At 69.4% G+C, this 16,756-nt stretch carries 15 protein-coding genes; 1 reads left to right on the top strand and 14 read right to left on the bottom strand.

The window, feature by feature from the left end; genetic code table 11:
* Nucleotides 1-7 precede the first annotated feature (7 nt).
* From QZH52_RS25945 to QZH52_RS25960, 4 genes are all read right to left on the bottom strand, one after another.
* Nucleotides 8-862 (bottom strand): helix-turn-helix transcriptional regulator, encoded by an 855-nt coding sequence (locus QZH52_RS25945; RefSeq protein ID WP_301813542.1) that lies wholly within the window; start codon nucleotides 860-862, stop codon nucleotides 8-10.
* Between the two features lie 57 nt (nucleotides 863-919).
* Entirely contained in the window at nucleotides 920-2,122 is a 1,203-nt protein-coding gene (locus QZH52_RS25950) for an acyl-CoA dehydrogenase family protein (protein WP_301813543.1), read from the bottom strand.
* A 35-nt stretch (nucleotides 2,123-2,157) separates the two neighbouring features.
* Nucleotides 2,158-3,249 carry a phosphotransferase gene (locus tag QZH52_RS25955; RefSeq protein ID WP_301813545.1) on the bottom strand — a complete coding sequence of 364 codons (1,092 nt, stop codon included), beginning with the start codon at nucleotides 3,247-3,249 and terminating at the stop codon, nucleotides 2,158-2,160.
* Nucleotides 3,250-3,318: 69 nt separating this feature from the next.
* Nucleotides 3,319-4,104, bottom strand: coding sequence for an enoyl-CoA hydratase-related protein (locus QZH52_RS25960; protein ID WP_301813546.1), 786 nt, complete (start codon nucleotides 4,102-4,104; stop codon nucleotides 3,319-3,321).
* Between the two features lie 189 nt (nucleotides 4,105-4,293).
* On the opposite strand from QZH52_RS25960, the gene QZH52_RS25965 reads away from it, so the two are divergent.
* Entirely contained in the window at nucleotides 4,294-5,016 is a 723-nt protein-coding gene (locus tag QZH52_RS25965; RefSeq protein WP_301813547.1) for a GntR family transcriptional regulator, read from the top strand.
* A gap of 9 nt (nucleotides 5,017-5,025) precedes the next feature.
* Here the strand turns inward: QZH52_RS25965 and QZH52_RS25970 are convergent, their stop codons facing one another.
* From QZH52_RS25970 to QZH52_RS26015, 10 genes are all read right to left on the bottom strand, one after another.
* On the bottom strand, nucleotides 5,026-5,796 hold the full coding sequence (locus QZH52_RS25970; RefSeq protein ID WP_301813548.1) for a crotonase/enoyl-CoA hydratase family protein: 771 nt from the start codon (nucleotides 5,794-5,796) through the stop codon (nucleotides 5,026-5,028).
* Nucleotides 5,793-6,863, bottom strand: a complete 1,071-nt coding sequence (locus QZH52_RS25975; protein ID WP_301813549.1) for a branched-chain amino acid ABC transporter permease — start codon at nucleotides 6,861-6,863, stop codon at nucleotides 5,793-5,795. The genes QZH52_RS25970 and QZH52_RS25975 overlap by 4 nt, the downstream gene beginning before the upstream one ends.
* A gap of 9 nt (nucleotides 6,864-6,872) precedes the next feature.
* On the bottom strand, nucleotides 6,873-7,892 hold the full coding sequence (locus QZH52_RS25980) for a branched-chain amino acid ABC transporter permease (RefSeq protein WP_286654720.1): 1,020 nt from the start codon (nucleotides 7,890-7,892) through the stop codon (nucleotides 6,873-6,875).
* Between the two features lie 29 nt (nucleotides 7,893-7,921).
* Nucleotides 7,922-8,671, bottom strand: a complete 750-nt coding sequence (locus QZH52_RS25985) for an ABC transporter ATP-binding protein (protein WP_301813551.1) — start codon at nucleotides 8,669-8,671, stop codon at nucleotides 7,922-7,924.
* Nucleotides 8,664-9,461, bottom strand: coding sequence for an ABC transporter ATP-binding protein (locus QZH52_RS25990; protein WP_301813553.1), 798 nt, complete (start codon nucleotides 9,459-9,461; stop codon nucleotides 8,664-8,666). The genes QZH52_RS25985 and QZH52_RS25990 overlap by 8 nt, the downstream gene beginning before the upstream one ends.
* Nucleotides 9,462-9,463: 2 nt before the next feature.
* A complete protein-coding gene (locus QZH52_RS25995; RefSeq protein WP_301813555.1) occupies nucleotides 9,464-10,663 on the bottom strand; it encodes a substrate-binding domain-containing protein in 1,200 nt (399 codons plus the stop codon).
* A gap of 62 nt (nucleotides 10,664-10,725) precedes the next feature.
* Nucleotides 10,726-12,297 (bottom strand): long-chain-fatty-acid--CoA ligase, encoded by a 1,572-nt coding sequence (locus tag QZH52_RS26000; protein WP_301813557.1) that lies wholly within the window; start codon nucleotides 12,295-12,297, stop codon nucleotides 10,726-10,728.
* Entirely contained in the window at nucleotides 12,294-13,478 is a 1,185-nt protein-coding gene (locus QZH52_RS26005; protein WP_286654439.1) for an acetyl-CoA C-acyltransferase, read from the bottom strand. Before QZH52_RS26005 ends, QZH52_RS26000 begins: the two co-directional genes overlap by 4 nt.
* A 20-nt stretch (nucleotides 13,479-13,498) precedes the next feature.
* Nucleotides 13,499-15,598, bottom strand: a complete 2,100-nt coding sequence (locus tag QZH52_RS26010; RefSeq protein WP_436411632.1) for a 3-hydroxyacyl-CoA dehydrogenase NAD-binding domain-containing protein — start codon at nucleotides 15,596-15,598, stop codon at nucleotides 13,499-13,501.
* 86 nt (nucleotides 15,599-15,684) lie between these two features.
* The gene (locus tag QZH52_RS26015) at nucleotides 15,685-16,740 is read right to left on the bottom strand and encodes a zinc-binding dehydrogenase (RefSeq protein ID WP_301813561.1); all 1,056 of its coding nucleotides are present in this window, start codon (nucleotides 16,738-16,740) and stop codon (nucleotides 15,685-15,687) included.
* Between the last annotated feature and the right edge of the window lie 16 nt (nucleotides 16,741-16,756).

Here is a 16,756-nt window from a genome sequence, read left to right on the forward strand (position 1 = left end):
AAAAGAATCAGGCGAACTGGTAGCGCGGCGAGCCCGCGGCGGCCCGGCCGTAGAGCTCGAGCCTGCGGCTGCCGGCGAAGATCGATTTCGGCGTCAGGCCGTAGACCTGCCGGATCGAGTGGCTGAAATGGGTCGAGTCGGGGTAGCCGACGTCGAGCGCGATGTTCGCGAGGTTGGCGTTCTGCGTCACGTAGTAGAGAACGCTGCGGGCCCGCTGCCAGGTGCGAAAGCTGCGGAACGGCGTGCCCACTTCGGCCTTGAACAGGTGCAGGAAACGCGACACCGACAAGTGCGAAGCGTCGGCGCAGTCTTGCGCCGAGGTGTGGCTGTTGGGGTCGTCCTTGATGCGCGCGAGCGTGGCGCGGATGCGCCGGTCGATGGCACGCGGCGGCAGCGCGTCGCCGAAGAAGCTGCGGTCGAAGTCGGCTGTCTGCGGGAACTGCCGCGTGCTGCTGCAACGGAAGCGCTCGAGCGCGGCACGCAAGGCACGCAGCACCTCGTCGTCGAACACGAGGCCGCGCCCCTGCGCGATGAAGATCGGCAGGCGCTTGCTCTCCACGCTGTCGGCCTCGATGAGGATGTTGCAGATCATGCGTTCGCCCGAGGCGATGCGGTGCGGCACGTAGGGCGGAATCACAGACACCTCGGCCTCCTCCCAGGCGCCGCCCGCGACGCTGATGCGGTGCGGCTTGCTGAGCGAGACGTAGATCGAATAGGCGCCGAAGGTGCGCACCGAGGGCTCGCCGAGCAGGCCCACGTAGAGCACTCGATCCGCGTTCAGCCACATGAGCGGCTCCTGCCGCGCGGGGGCGCTGCCGCGCACGGCGATCGTGGATGCGGAAGATTCGAGTTCGATGTGCATGCTTGTCTCCTTGCTTCTGTTCTGCCGTTCGGGTTGCCGCAGGCCGGATGCCTGGGGCTAGCGATACTTCCTGAGCTCCAGCTGCCCGATCTGGTTGCGGTGCACTTCGTCGGGCCCGTCGGCCAGCCGCAGCAGGCGCGCGGTGGCATAGGCCGAGGCGATGCCGACGTCGTTGTTGGTGCCGCCGCCGCCGAAGGCCTGGATGGTCCAGTCGATCACCTGGCAGGCCATCTTGGGCGCCGCCACCTTGATCATCGCGATCTCGGCCTTGGCGATCTTGTTGCCCACGGTGTCCATGCGATGCGCCGCGTTCAAGGTCAGCAGCCGGGCCTGCTCGATCAGGATGCGCGACTCGGCGATGCGCTCGACCGTCACGCCCTGCTGCGCCACGGGCTTGCCGAAGGCCACCCGCGACAGGCTGCGCCGGCACATCAGCTCGAGCATCTTCTCGGCCAGGCCGACCAGCCGCATGCAGTGGTGGATGCGTCCCGGGCCGAGCCGGCCCTGGGCGATCTCGAAGCCGCGGCCCTCGCCGAGCAGCATGTTCGAGGCCGGCACGCGCACGTTCTCGAAAGTGACTTCGGATGCCCGGTCGGGCACGCCGTAGAAGCCGAACACCGCGATCGGCCGCACCACCGTGACGCCGGGCGTGTCCAGCGGCACCAGGATCATCGACTGCTGCTTGTGGCGGTCCGCATTGTCGGGGTCGGACTTGCCCATGAAGATGCAGATCTTGCAGCGCGGGTCGGTGGCATTGGTGGTGTACCACTTGCGGCCGTTGATCACGTAGTGGTCGCCGTCGCGCACGATGCTCGACTCGATGTTGGTGGCGTCGCTGGAGGCCACGTCGGGCTCGGTCATCGCGAAACAGGAGCGGATCTCGCCGGCCAGCAGCGGCACCAGCCATTGCGCCTGCTGCTCGGGCGTGCCGTAGCGGGCCAGCACCTCCATGTTGCCGGTGTCGGGCGCGGAGCAGTTGAAGACCTCGGGCGCCAGGTGGGAGCGGCCCATGATCTCGCACAGCGGCGCGTATTCGAAGTTGCTCAAGCCGGCGCCGTGCTCGGACTCCGGCAGGAACAGGTTCCACAGGCCGGCGGCACGGGCCTTGGGCTTGAGCTCCTCGAGCACCGGGGCGACCTTCCACGGGCCCAGTTCTTCGGCCTCGCGGTAGTAGCGCTTCTCGTTCGGATAGATGTGCTCGTCCATGAAGGCGACGAGGCGTTGCTGCAGATCCTGGACCTTGGGGGAGAACTCGAACACGGGTGACTTTCGGATGGAATGGATGAGAGCCGCAACTAGCGCGCGGTCCTGGGGAAGTGGGCCTCGACCTGGCGCCAGGCGGCCTCGGCGATGGGCCGGGCGCGGGCACCGGTCTCGCGCGCCTCGGCGCTCGACGCCGTGCCGTCGTGCGAGCGCTTGAGAATGCCCTGCAGGATGGCGGCGAGCCGGAACATGGCGTAGGCCAGGTAGAACTCCCAATGCGCCGGATCGACCGGCTCGCGGTCGACCCGGCGGCAATAGGCATCGAGGTAGGCGCGCTCGCCCGGAATGCCGAGGGCTGCGAAGTCGGCGCCGGCCATGCCGCGGAACTGCTGCGCGCCCAGGCGCCAGGGCAGCGCGTGGTAGGCGAAGTCGGCCAGCGGGTGGCCGAGCGTGGACAGCTCCCAGTCGAGCAGCGCCAGCACGCGCGGCTCGCTCGGGTGGAAGATCATGTTGTCGATGCGCAGGTCGCCGTGGAAGATGCAGCTTTCGTCCCGACCCGCCGGCGTGACGGGGACATTCGCCGGCAGCCACTCGATCAGCCGCTCCATTGCGGGAATCGCGTCGACGCCGCCCGGGCCTTCGACCGTCGCCTGGTACTGGCGGGTCCAGCGCGCGATCTGGCGCTCGAAGAAGGCCCCGGGCCGGCCGTAGTCGGCCAGTCCGGCCGCACCCACGTCGACCCGATGCAGCGCGGCGACCACGCGGTTCATCTCCTCGTAGATGGCGCCGCGCGCGGCCACCGGCATGCCGGGCAGCGCCGGGTCCCAGAGCACGCGGCCGTCGACGAATTCCATCACGTAGAACGGCGTGCCGACGACCTGCGGGTCGTCGCAAAAGCAATGCACGCGCGCCACCGGCACGTCGGTGCCGCCCAGGGCATGCAGCACCCGGTACTCGCGGTCGACCGCATGCGCGGAGGGCAGCAGCACGCCGTCGGGTTGCTTGCGCAGCACGTAGCGGGCACCGGCGGCATCGCTCAGCAGATAGGTGGGATTGGACTGGCCGCCCTTGAAGCGGGTGGCGCTCAGCGGGCCGCGCAGGCCGGGCAGCCGGCCTGCGAGCCAGGCGGCCAGGCGGACCGTGTCCAGCGGCCGCGGGGCCGTTTCCGGAGAAATCGCGCTCACGAGGAAGGTCCTTGCATGCGGCCCATCGTAGGCCACATTGTCTGACAATACATCAGGGTTTGTCCGACACTATCGCCCGATGAACAGGGGGTTTCTCTTGGCCGAGAAGGCTTTGACACCCTCCTCGGCATCGGCCGTGGCGCCCGAGGCGACCATGCCGCGGTGCTCGATCTCGAGTTGGGCTTCGAGCGGGCGGCCGGCCGCGCCGTCGAGCAGGGCCTTGGTCCGCGCCAGCGCGGCGGTGGCGCCGGCGGCGAGTGCCTCGACCAGTTCGCGCGCACGGGCTTCCAGTTCGGCATCCGGATGGACCTGCGACACGGCGCCGATCGCCAGGCACTCGCGCGCCGTCAATGGCTGGTTGGTGAGGAAGATCTCCTTGGCACGCGCGGCACCCACGCGGCGCGCCAGCAGCCAGGACGACCCGGCGTCGGGTGTGAGGCCGATCGCCGTATAGCCGCCGCGCAGCTTCATCGACTCGGCCGCGAGCACGATGTCGGCACAAAGCGCGAGGCCGATGCCGCCGCCGCCGACCGGGCCGTTGAGTGCGCTGACCACCGGCACCGGCAGCGTCGCCAGCGTGTGGATCGCGCGGTGCAGCGGCGGGATCGCGCGGTCGAGCAGGCCGGACAGGTCGCCGCCCGCATCGACGAAGTCGGCGATGTCGCCGCCGGCGCAGAACTGCCGGCCGCGGGCCCGCAGCAACACCGCGCGCACGCCCACGTCGGCCGCCAGCCGCTCGATGCAGTCGACCAGCGCGCGACCGGTCTCGAGGTCGAGCACATTGGCCCGTTCGGGGCGGTTGAGCGTGAGCAGTGCGACGGCGCCCTCACGCTCCAGCAGTACGGAGTCGGACAATCCAGGACCTCTTTGAACGCGGCGGCGCCGCGACGATGGCCGAGCGTAGGCAAGGCCCTGTCCTGCGTCTTGTGCCAACTCGCTGCGACTTTGGCTTTTCGAGGGTTCATCCGAGGGCAAAGCCCTTGTGGCCGATGCGTATTGCCTGACAATTACGTCAACAATCCCGCCCCAAGCGCGCGAAGCTGCATGACCACCGCCCTCAAGACCGTCTTAACCAGAACGCCCGCCCGCGCCCGGCCGGCGCCCGAGACGCCGCATCCGCGCAGCACGCCCGACCGCGTGGCCGACGCGATCAGCAAGGGCATCCTGATGCGGCGCTTCACGGTCGGCCAGCGGCTGGTCGAGGCCGATCTCACACGTGATCTGGGCGTGAGCCGCAGCACCGTGCGCGAAGCCCTGCGCATCCTGGCGTCTAGCGGCGTGGTCGACCTCACGCCGCACCGCGGCGCCGTGATCCGCTCGCTCACGCGCGAAGACGCCGCCAGCCTGCTCGGCGTGCTGGAGGTGCTGTCGGGCCTGGCCGCAAGGCTGGCGGCGGCCAATATCCACCGCGAGGGCAATGCGAAGCGCTTCGAGGCCGCGGCGCAGAAGCTGGTCAGCGCCCGCACGCCGGAGGCGCTCGACCGCGTGCTCGACGAACGCGCCAACTACTACAAGGTGATGTTCGAGATCGCCGACAGCAGCGAACTCGACCGCGTGCTGCCACAGGCGCGGGCGCATCTGTTCCGGGCCCAGTTCTATCACTCGCTGACCACCGCCGACCTGAAGGCGATGGTGGCCGAATACCGCGCCATCACCGAAGCCATCCTCGAAGGCGACGAGTCCAAGGCCGAGAGCCGCATGCGGCGGCACCTGCAGAAGACCGGCGAGCGCACGCTGCCGCGGATGAGTGCGTTCGCGCTGGCCTGAGGGCCAGCCTCAGCGGCCTTGCCAGACCGCGGCGCGCTTCTCGGCGAAGGCGGTCGCGCCCTCGCGCGCATCCGAGGAGCCATTGACCTTGCGTGCCACAGGCCGCTGGCGCTCGAACATCTCGTCGTCGGTCCAGGTGCGCGAAGCATCCACGATCTGCTTGCTGGCCGCGACCGCGAGCGGCGCGTTGGCGTCGATGCGCCGGGCCAGTTCGAGCGCCGAATCGAGCGCGCCGCCGTTCTCGACCAGCCGGTTGACCAGCCCGCAGGCGGCCGCCTGCTCGGCCGTGACCGGGTCGCCGACGATCGCCAGCTCCATCGCGAGGTTGCGCGAGACCCGGTGCGGCAGCCGCATCAGGCCGCCCGACGATGCGACCAGGCCGCGCTTGACCTCGGGCAGGCCGAAGCTGGCGCCGCGCGCCGCCACGATCAGGTCGCAGGCCAGCGCGATCTCGAAGCCGCCGGCGACCGCATGGCCCTCCACGGCCGCGATGAGCGGCTTGCGCGGCGGCGCTTCGCACATGCCGGCAAAGCCCCTGCCCGCGACGATCGGCTCGTCGCCGCCGGCCGCGAAGGCCTTCAGGTCCATGCCGGCGCAGAAGGAGCCGCCGGCGCCGGTGAGGATGCCCACGTGCAGTTCGGGCCGCGCATCGAGTTCCGACAACGCCGCCGCGAGCGCGACCGCCACGTCCTTGTTGATCGCATTGCGCACCGCCGGACGGTTGATCGTGATGATCTGCACGCTGCCCCGCACTTCGACGAGCACGACGGGTGGATTCACAGCACCTCCTTGGTGGACGCCCGCAGCTTGCCGACGATGCCGCTCGGGAAGAAATAGACCGACAGCACGAAGGCGGTGCCGAACCACAGCAGCCAGCGGTCGGGGTGGAACAGCGCCGCCAAGAGCGGCACCCCGCCGAGCGAGCCGCTCATGCCGCCCATCAGGCTCTGCAGGTAGTTCTCGGCCACCACGAACAGCGCCACGCCGACCACCGAGCCGTAGACCGTGCCGAGGCCGCCGATCACCGCCATCAGCAGGATGTTGAGCATCACGTTGAAGCCGACCGTGGTTTGCGGCCCGACGTAGCGCAGCCACAGCGCCATGAGGATGCCGGCGCAGGTCGCGAGCGCGGCCGCCAGGCAGTTGATCGCCACGCGGTAGTAGAGGGTCCGGTAGCCGATCGCCTCGGCCCGGAACTCGTTCTCGCGGATGGCCTCCAGCACGCGGCCGAAGCGCGAGTTGACGACCCGGAGCATCAGCAGGAACAGCAGCACCGCGCTTGCGAACACCAGGTAGTAGGTCAGCACCTTGCCGTTCACCGTGGTGCCGAGGATGTCGTTCTCGAACAGGCGGAAGCCCGGCGACAGCGACTCGGGCAGCTTGAAGGTGCGGCCGTCGTCGCCGCCGGTGAGGCCGCTCATGCGGGTCACCAGCGCGCCGAAGGCGGCCGCCACCGCCAGCGTCATCATGGTGTAGAAGATGGCCTTCACGCGCAGCGACACCAGAGCGATCAGCAGCGACAGCACCAGCGAAAGTCCCAGCCCCGACAGCGCGCCGACGAGCATGGCGGTCCAGGTCGGGCCGAGCTTGTACATCGCGATCGCGACGCCGTAGGCGCCGATGCCGTAGAACATCGCGTGCGCGAACGACACCACGCCGCAGTAGCCCAGCAGCAGGTCGAAGGAAGCCACCAGCACCACGAAGACGCAGATGGTCGCCGCCACGTTGAGCGAGCGCGCGCCCGAGAACAGGAAGGGCGCCGTGGCGAGGTAGGCCACCACCAGCACCAGCAGCGCCGTGAGCCAGCGGCTGCGCGGCAGGTCGCCCGAGAGAATCGAATTGAACATCGCGCCCGCCTAGTGCTTGTTGACCGGATAGAGACCCTGCGGCCGCCACAGCAGCACCGCCATCATCACGAGGATGTTGGAGACCAGCGCCATGTCGGGCAAGAGGAAGCTCACGTAGTTGGTGCTGAGCGCGATCAGCATCGCGCCGGCGAAGCAGCCGGTGACCGAGCCGAGCCCGCCGATGATCACGATGATCAGCATCTGCACCAGCACCTCGGCGCCGATGGCGACCGTGAACTGCTCGCGGTAGAAGCCCCACATCACGCCGCCCAGGCCGGCCAGCGCCGAGCCGCCGACGAAGACCGCAATGAAGACGTTGCGGATGCGGTAGCCCAGGGCCTCGACCATCGAGCGGTTCTCGACGCCGGCGCGGATCAGGAGGCCGACCCGCGTGCGCGTCAGCAGCAGCGTGAGCCCCGCATACACCACCAGCCCCACCGCCACCGCCACCAGCCGGTAGCGCTCGATGGCGACGTCGCCGAGCAGCAGCGAGCCGCGCAGCGCCTCGGGCATGGGCAGCATCATCTGGTTGGCGCCGAACAGCACCAGCACGATCTGCTCGATGATGATCATCGCGCCGATGGTGATCAGGATCTGCTTCAGGTGGTCGCCGTAGACCGGCCGCACGAACAGGCGCTCGTAGACCCAGCCGAGCGCGGCCGTGACGACCATCGACAGCGCGATGACCGCCGTGATGGCCGCCAGGCTGGCCCACACCGATTCGGACTCGAGCAGGCCCTTGAGCGGCCCGACCAGCAAGGTGGCGGTGTAGGCCCCGACCGCGACGAAGGCCGCGTGGCCGAGGTTCATGACGTCCATCAGGCCGAACACCAGCGTCAGGCCGCTGGCCATGATGAACAGCATCATGCCCATGGCCAGCGCGGCCACGGTCAGCGTGACCCAGGTCGGGAAGCTGCCGATGACCGGCAGCGCCAAGCCGATGAAGGCCAGGATCAGCAGGCCCGGAACCAGGTCACGGCGGCGGCCGGGCAGTGCCTCGAGCGCCTGCGACGCATCGGCGGCCGGCACGGCGGGGGCGGAAGGGTGGGTGGCGGCGTTCAATGCACGGCTCCTGCATGCAGGCCGAGCAGGCGCGCCTGCAGGCCTTCGTCTTCGGACAATTGCTCCATCGACCCGCTGTGCACCATGCGGCCGTCGTCCATCACCGCCACATGGTCGCCCAGCGAGCGCACGAAGTTGAAGTTCTGCTCGACCAGCAGGATCGTGGTGTCGCGCGCCTTGAGCTGCTCGAAGGCCTCGGCCAGGTTGTCGACGATCGCGGGCGCGAGACCCTTGGTCGGCTCGTCGATCAAGAGCAGCTTGCGCGGCTCGATGATCGCGCGGGCGATCGCGACCATCTGCTTCTGGCCGCCCGAGAGCGTGCCGCCGGGGCGCAGCCAGAATCGCTTGAGCGCGGGAAACAGGCCGAAGATCCATTCGAGCCGCTCTTCGTCGAAGGCGCCGCCGATGGCCGCCAGGCGCAGGTTTTCCTGCACCGTGAGGCCCGAGAAGATGCCCATGTCCTCGGGCACGAAGGCGATGCCGCTGCGCGAGATCGCGGGCGTCTCGGCCGCCGTGATGTCCTGGCCGTCGAACACGATGCGCCCGGCGCTCGCATGCCACAGGCCCATGATGGTGCGCAGCGTGGTGCTCTTGCCGGCGCCGTTGCGGCCCAGCAGCACCGTGAGGCCCGAGCGCGGCACCTGCAGGTCGACGCCCTGCAGGATGTGGTACTCGCCGATGTGGGTGTGGACGCCGGCGAGCGTCAGGAGCATGCCGGCGGCATCGTTGCGTGCGGGCTCAGGCATGGGCCACCGCCTTCGCCGCCCGCGGCGCGCTGCGCTTGCCCAGGTAGGCCTCCTGCACGATCGGCGAGGCCATCACCTCGGCCGGCAGGCCGTCGGCCACCAGCCGGCCGTTGTGCAGCACGATGATGCGGTCGGCCAGGGAATGAATCACGTCCATCTTGTGCTCCACCAGCAGGATCGTCTTGTCGCCCTGCGTCTTGAGTCGGCCGATCAGTTCGAGGATGACCGGCACTTCGTCCACGCTCATGCCCGCGGTGGGCTCGTCGAACATCAGGATCTCGGGCTCCAGCGCCATCAGGATCGCGACCTCGAGCTTGCGCTTGTCGCCGTGCGGCAGCTTGGCCGCGAGGTCGCCGGCGCGCGCCGCCAGCCCGACCTGCGCCACGTAGTGCGCGGCCTGGTCGATCAGGTCGCGGCGGCTGCGCCAAACCGACAGCATGTTGAAGCCGGCGCTGTGGCGGCTCTGCACCGCCAGGCGCACGTTCTCGAGCACCGAGAGCTTCGGGAACAGGTTGGTCAGCTGGAAGGCGCGGCCGATGCCCTTGCTGGTGCGCTGCGGCGCGCTCAGCCGCGTGATGTCCTCGCCCTTGAAGTGCACGCTGCCGGCGCTGGCGTGCAACTGGCCCGACAGCAGGTTGAAGTAGGTCGTCTTGCCGGCGCCATTGGGGCCGACGATGGCCGTCAGGGTGCCGGCGTCGAACTGGGTCGTCACCGCGTTGACCGCCACGTGGCCGCCGAACTGGATGCTGAGCCCGGTGCTCGAGAGCACCGGCGCGCGGGTCGCCGCCATGCTCAGTGCTTCACTGTGATCGGCACCGGCATCTCCGACGCCGGGATCTCGCGCACCAGTTCGAGCAGGTCCCACTCGCTGGCGGGCGCCTTCTTCATCTTGAACTGGTACTGGGCCTGCATCGCCTGGTGGTCTTCCTTGCGGAAGGTCATCTTGCCCTTGGGCGTGTCGAACTCCATGCCCTCCATCGCGGCGATCAGCTTCTCGGAGTCGGCCGAGCCGGCCTTCTTGAGGCCCGCGATGATCGCGCTCGCGGTCACGAAGCCGCCCGCGGTGAACAGGTCCGGCGGCATCTTGAAGCGCTTCTGGTGCTCGGTCACCAGCCAGTCGTTCATCGGGTTCTTCGGGAAGCCGTAGTAGTAGAAGGTGCCGCCGGTCACGTCCAGGCCCTTCCAGGGCTTGGTGTTCTCGAGGTTGGCGCCGCCGATCGACAGGAACTCGATGCCGTAGCGGCCCGGGTTCAGCTCGGAGATTTTGCGGATCGGATTCGGCGCGCCCCAGATCACGACCAGGTACTTGCGGCCGGTGGCGTTCTTCATGCCGTCGAAGATGCGCTGCATCGGCGCCGTGAAGTCGGTGGTCGACAACGGGATGAACTCCTCGTGCAGGATCTTGGCCTTGCTCTGGGTCGCGGCCATCGCGTCCTTGAAAGCCTTGACGCCATCGCGCCCGTAGACGTAGTCGGGTGCCAGGAAGGCCAGGTTGTCGCCCTCCTTCAGGCCGGCGGCGCTGGCCAGCGCATCCTGGAAGGAGTTGCGGCTGGCGCGGAACAGGTAGCGGTTCCAGGCCGAGCCGGTCAGCGAGTCGGCGATGGCGGGTTCGACCATCAGCACCTTCTTGTATTCCTCGGCCACCGGCGCCATCGACAGCGCGCCGCCCGACCACGAGGTGCCGACCGCGATGTCGGCCTTGTCGTCCGACAGGGCCTCGGTGAGCATCGCCTTCGACAGCTCGGGCTTCATCTGGTCGTCCTTGACGATCACCTCGATCTTGCGGCCGAGCACGGTCATCGAGCCCTGCGTGAGGTATTCGAGGCCCAGGCGCAGGCCGCGCTCGGTGTCGCGCGCATAGGCTTCCGACGGGCCGGTCTTGCTCGCGATCAGCGCGATCTTGATGGGCTTGTCCTGCGCCTGCACGGCGGACACCACTCCCAGCAATGCGAGGGCGCCGAAGGCGGCGGCGATCAGTTTCTTCAAAGGCATGTCATGTCTCCAGGTGGATGGGGCGGGACGACCTCGCCGGGCCGTTTCTCGGTTTCGAAAATTCAGGCGATGGCGCGCGTGCGGCCACGCCAGTAGGGTTCGCGCAGCAGGCGCTTGAGCACCTTGCCGCTCGGGTTGCGCGGCAGCTCGGCGACGATGTCGATCGACTTCGGGCACTTGTAGTGGGCCAGGTTGGCACGCATGAAATCGATGATCTCGCGCTCGGTCACTGCCATGCCGGGGCGCGGCACGACGCAGGCCTTCACGGCCTCGCCCCAGGTCGCATCGGGCACGCCGATGATGGCGCCGTCGGCCACGGCCGGGTGCTTCATCAGGACGTTCTCGACCTCGGCCGGGTAGATGTTCTCGCCGCCCGACAGGATCATGTCCTTGATGCGGTCGTTGATGTAGAGGTAGCCGCCCTTGAGGTAGCCGCCGTCGCCCGAGCGGAACCAGCCGCCGTTGGCGTTGCGGCCCTCGGGGTAGGCCGCGGCCGTGGCTTCGGGATTGCGCCAGTACTCTTTCAGGTTGCGGTCCGATTCGATCCAGATCTCGCCGACCTCGCCCTCGGGCAGGTCCTGCAGCGTCACCGGGTCGACGATGCGCAGGCGGCCGCCGCCGATCGGCCGGCCCGCCGAGCGCAGCAGCTCGGCATCGCCCGCGCGATGGTCCGCGGGCATCAGGAAGGTGGCCGGGCCCGAGACTTCGGTCAGGCCGTAGACCTGCAGGAAGTTGCAGCCGAAGGCCTCGAAGGCCTGCTGCAGGGTGGTTTCGCTGACCGGCGAGCCGCCGTAGGCGATCAGCTGCAGGCGGCCGTAGTCGCCCTGCTTCACCTCGGGCGACTGCAGCATGAAGAGGATCATCGCCGGCACGATGAAGGTGTGGGTGATGCCGTGCTCGCCGATGGCCCGGATGTAGCCGGCCGGGTCGAACTCCGAATAAGCGCTGGTCTGGCCGCCGGTGTAGAGCGTCAGCAGCAGCATGGTCATGCCGGCGACGTGGAACACCGGCAGCGGGTTGCCCAGCACGCGGCGCTGGTCAAACTCCCACTCCTTCGCGACCACGCGCGAGGTCGACAGCAGCCCGGCATGGCTCAGCACGATGCCCTTGGGCAGGCCGGTGGTGCCGGATGAATAGAGCTGCAGCGCGGCGTCATGGGTGTCGGCATCGACCGGCTTGAAGCTGTCGTCGTGGCCCGCGTACCAGTCTTCGAAGGACTGCAGGCCATCGTGCGCCTGCTCGGTGCAGACCAGCGTGCGGACACTGTCGAGTCCGGCGGCCCGCACGGTGGCGATGAAGGCCTGGTCGGCCATCAGGAAAGGCGCTTCGCCATTCTTGAGGATGTAGGCGATCTCGGGTGCCGCCAGCCGCCAGTTGACCGGCATGCAGACCGCGCCGAGCTTGCAGGCGGCCAGGGTCAGCAGCAAGGTCTCGATGTGGTGCTTGGTGAGCACCGCGACGCGGCTGTCGCGGCCCACGCCCATCGCGGCCAGCGCGTTGGCGATGCGGTTGGTGGCGCGTTCCACGTCGGCGAAGCTGAGCTTGCGCTCGCCGCGGCGGTAGGCCAGCGCGTCGGGGCGCTCGCGCAGCTGGCGCCGCAGGCTGTCGATCAGGGTGCGGTCGTCCATGTTCATGCCACTTCGAACAGTGCCGCGGCCCCCATGCCGCCGCCGACGCACATCGTCGCCACCACGTATTTCACGCCGCGGCGCTTGCCTTCGATGAGCGCATGGCCGACCACGCGGGCGCCGGTCATGCCGTAGGGATGGCCGATCGAGATGCCGCCGCCGTCGACGTTGTAGATCGCCGGATCGATGCCCAGGTGGTCGCGGCAATAGATCGCCTGGCAGGCGAAGGCCTCGTTGAGTTCCCACAGGCCGATGTCCGAGACCTTCAGGCCGTGCTGCTTGAGCAGCTTGGGAATCGCGTACACCGGGCCGATGCCCATCTCCTCGGGCGCACAGCCGGCCACCGCCATGCCGCGGTAGATGCCCAGCGGCGCCAGCCCGCGGCGCTCGGCGAGGCCCCGTTCCATGATCACGCAGGCCGAGGCACCGTCCGACAACTGGCTCGCGTTGCCGGCGGTGACCACGCCGCCTTCGATCACGGGCTTGAGCGAGGCCAGGCCTTCGAGCGTGGTCTCGGGGCGGTTGCCTTCGTCGCGCGTGAGCGTCACGTCCTTGAACGAGACCTCCTTGGTGTTCTTGTCGACCACCGCCATGGTGGTCTCGAAGGCCACGATCTCGGCATCGAAGCGGCCGGCCTGCTGCGCATCGGCGGTGCGCTGCTGCGAGGCCAGCGAATAGCGGTCCTGCGCCTCGCGGCTGATGCCGTACTTCTTCGCCACGAACTCGGCGGTCTGCAGCATCGGCATGTAGGCATGGGCGGCGCGCGCGATCACGTTCGGGTCTTTCTCCTTCGCGACCCAGCCCATGTAGGCCTCCTGCACCGCCGTGATGTTGTCGTGCCCGCCGGCGATCACGACGTCCATGCCGTCGACCATCACCTGCTTGGCCGCGGTGGCGATCGCCATCAGGCCCGAGGCGCACTGGCGGTCCATCGTCTGGCCCGAGACGGTGTCGGGCAGGCCCGCGGCCAGCACCGCGTTGCGTGCCAGGTTCATGCCGGCGGTGCCGGCCGAGAGCACGCAGCCGATCACCGCGTCCTCGATCTCGGCGCCGTCGACGCCGGCGCGCTGCACCGCATGGGCGATCGCGTGCGCCAGCATGGTTGGCGATTTCGTGTGGTTGAGGGCGCCCTTGTAGGCGCGGCCGATGCCCGTGCGGGCGGTGGAGACGATGACGGCTTCTTTCATGGGCTTTCCAGTGAGAGGGTTCAGGCGGCTTGCCAGTCGGACAGGCGCTTGCCCTGCCCGGCCAGCGAGGCCAGCAGCGGCGAAATGGTCCAGTAGCCGTGCGGATTGCCGCGCGTCTTCGCGTAGTGCGCCAGGCGCACGGCGATCTGCGGCAGGCCGATCGCATCGGCCATATGGATCGGGCCGCCGCGGTGGTCGGGGAAGCCGTAGCCGGCGACCCACACCATGTCGATGTCGCCGGGGCGGTAGGCGATGCCCTCTTCGAGGATGCGCGCGCCCTCGTTGATCAGCGGATACAGCAGGCGCTCGACGATCTCCTGCGGCGGGATGTCGCCGCGCCGCGCGATGCCGTGCTGCGCCGCGAGTTCGGCGGCGATGCGCGCGGTCTCGGGGTCGTCGACCGGCTTGCGGCCGTCGTAGCGGTAGTAGCCGGCGCCGGTCTTCTGGCCGAAGCGGCCGAGCTCGAACATCTTGCGCACCACCGCGCGGTAGCTGTCGTCAGGCGGCAGGCCGCCGGCCTTGCCGTATTCGATGACGGTCTTGGCGCCGACGTCGATGCCGGCCATGTCGAGCATGCGGCAGGGGCCCATCGCCATGCCGAGGGCCTCGACCGCGCCGTCGATCTGCGCCGGGCTGGCGCCTTCCATCATCAGGAACTCGGCCTCGCGCATGTAGACCTCGGCCATGCGGTTGCCGATGAAGCCATAGCAGACGCCCGAGACCACCGCCACCTTGCCGATCGTGCGGGCCAGCTGCATCACGGTGGCCAGCACCTCGGGCGCGGTCTTGGCGCCGCGCACCACTTCGAGCAGGCGCATCACGTTGGCGGGGCTGAAGAAATGCATGCCGACCATGTCGGCCGGACGGCCCGTGGCCTCGGCCAGCACATCGACATCCAGTGTCGAGGTGTTGGTCGCGATGATGGCGCCGGGCTTGCAGACCGCGCCGAGCCGGGCGCAGACCTGCTTCTTGAGGTCCATGTTCTCGAACACGGCCTCGATCACCAGGTCGCAATCGGCCAATGCCGCGTCGTCGAGCGAGCCGCGCAGCAGCGCCATGCGCGCCTCGACCTGCTCGGCCGTGAGCCGGCCCTTGGCGGCGCTGGCCTCGTAGTTGGCGCGGATGATGCCGAGCCCGCGATCGAGCGCCGCCTGCGAGGTCTCGACCAGCACGGTCGGGATGCCGGCGTTGGCGAAGTTCATCGCGATGCCGCCGCCCATGGTGCCGGCACCCAGCACGCCGACCGAGCGCACCGGCCTGAGCGTGGTGTCGCGCGGCAGCCCGGGAATCTTGGAGGCCAGCCGCTCGGCGAAGAACAGGTGGCGCATAGCCTTCGATTCGGGCGAGACGCGAAGTTCCTCGAAGAGACGTGCCTCGGCCGCCTCGCCCTCGGCGAAGGGCAGCAACGAAGCTTGCACCGCGCGCACGATGTTGCGCGCCGACGGATGGAAGGGCTTGCGGCGCGCCGCGTCGGCCAGCGCACGCTCGAAGAAGTCCGGCGCCAGCGACTCGGTCGCGACCGCGCGCTCGCTGATGCGGCGCGGACCGGCGCCGCGCGCGAGCAGGGCCTCAATGAAGGCGATGCCGGCTTGCAGCGGCGCGGCATCGCTCATTTCGTCGACCAGCCCGAGTTGCCGCGCCTCGGCGGCGCCGATGCTGCGGCCGCTGGCGATCAGGTCGAGCGCCAGTTCGGCGCCGACCACGCGCGGCAGGCGCTGGGTGCCCAGCGAGCCCGGCAGGATGCCGAGCTTGACCTCGGGCAGGCCCAGCTGGGTCTTGGGATGGGCGACGCGCCAGTGGCAGGCGAGCGCCAGTTCCAGGCCGCCGCCGAGCACCGTGCCGTGCAGCGCCGCCACCACCGGGCGGCCCAATGCCTCGATCCGGGCCAGCGTGCCGTTGAAGGGCTGGGTCGTGAAGTCCGGCAGGTCGAAAGAGGAGATGTCGCCGCCGGCGACGAAGGTGCGGCCCTCGCCATGCAGCAGCAGGGCCTTGCAGCTGGTGTCGGCCTCGAAGGCGTCGATGGCGGCCACCAGGCCGGCCACGACCGCCGGCGACAGCGCATTGACCGGCGGGTTGTCGATGCGCAGCAGCGCGATGTCGCCATGGCGGTTCAAAGTCACGGGGGAATTCATGGCGTCTGGTGGTGCGTTCGGGGGGTTCGAGGACTCAGCCGAAGGTAGCAAAGGGGCATTCAAATCTCTTGCGTCTACAGGCTGACCGGGAGGTCGCCGCCCGGCGCCACCAGCAGCTTGATCTGCGTGGTGGGACGCCGCAGCGCCTCGAAGGCGGCGGGCAGTTCGTCGAGCCCGACGACGTCGGTCAGCATCGCCTGCGGATCGACGCGCCCGGCGTCGAGCAGGTCCAGCACCCGCCGCCAGTCGGCCTTGGCGTAGCCCATGACGAACTGAAGGTTCAGTTCCTTGGCCATGGCGCGCTGCGGCACGACGCGGTCCTCGGTGGCGCAGACGCCCACCACCACGATGCGCCCGCGCGGCGGCGCCAGTTCGATGCACTGCTGGATCAGGCCGGCCACGCCCACGCATTCAAAGATGACGTCCGGCGGACCGCCGGCGTGGCGGGCGAAGGCCGGGCCGACCTCCTCCGCCGCCGGATCGATCAGCGCCGTGGCGCCGAAGCGTGCGGCGACCTCGCGCCGGCCGGGTGCCCGTTCGCTGACCGCCACCCGGGTGGCGCCGGCCTGGCGCGCGAAGGCGGTCACGGCCAGGCCGATGGGCCCGGCGCCGATCACCAGCACCTTGCAGCCAAGGCCGACCTGGCCCGACTGCACCGCGTGCAGCCCGACCGCCAGCGGCTCGATCATGGCGCCCTCGCGGGCGTTCACCGCGCCCGGCAGCCGGATCGCCTGGCCGGCCGGCACCTTGACGTACTCGGCCAGGGCGCCGGGGCGGTTCGGGCTGAAGCCGGTCAGGCGGTTGTGCGGGCAGATCATGCCGAGGCCGTCGCGGCATTCGCGAAAGCCCTCGTCGGTGCAGGCGCGGCAGGCGTTGTTGGGCAGGGCCGTGGCGCGCTCGCCGACCTTCCAGGCGGTGGCGCCGCTTTCGACGATCTCGCCGGCGAACTCGTGGCCCAGCACCGTGCCCTCCTTGACCGTGAACAGGCCCGGATGGGTGGCGTGAAGGTCGGAGCCGCAGACGCCGCAGTAGTGCACCCGCAGCACCAGTTCGCCGGCGCCGGCCTGGGGCAGCGGCAGTTCCTCGATGGCCAGCAGACGGTCGCTGCCGCGGAAGACGGCGGCTTTCATGGGGCGGAGGTTATGG

It is taken from the genome of Variovorax ginsengisoli (assembly GCF_030486595.1).
GTDB lineage: Bacteria > Pseudomonadota > Gammaproteobacteria > Burkholderiales > Burkholderiaceae_C > Variovorax > Variovorax ginsengisoli_B.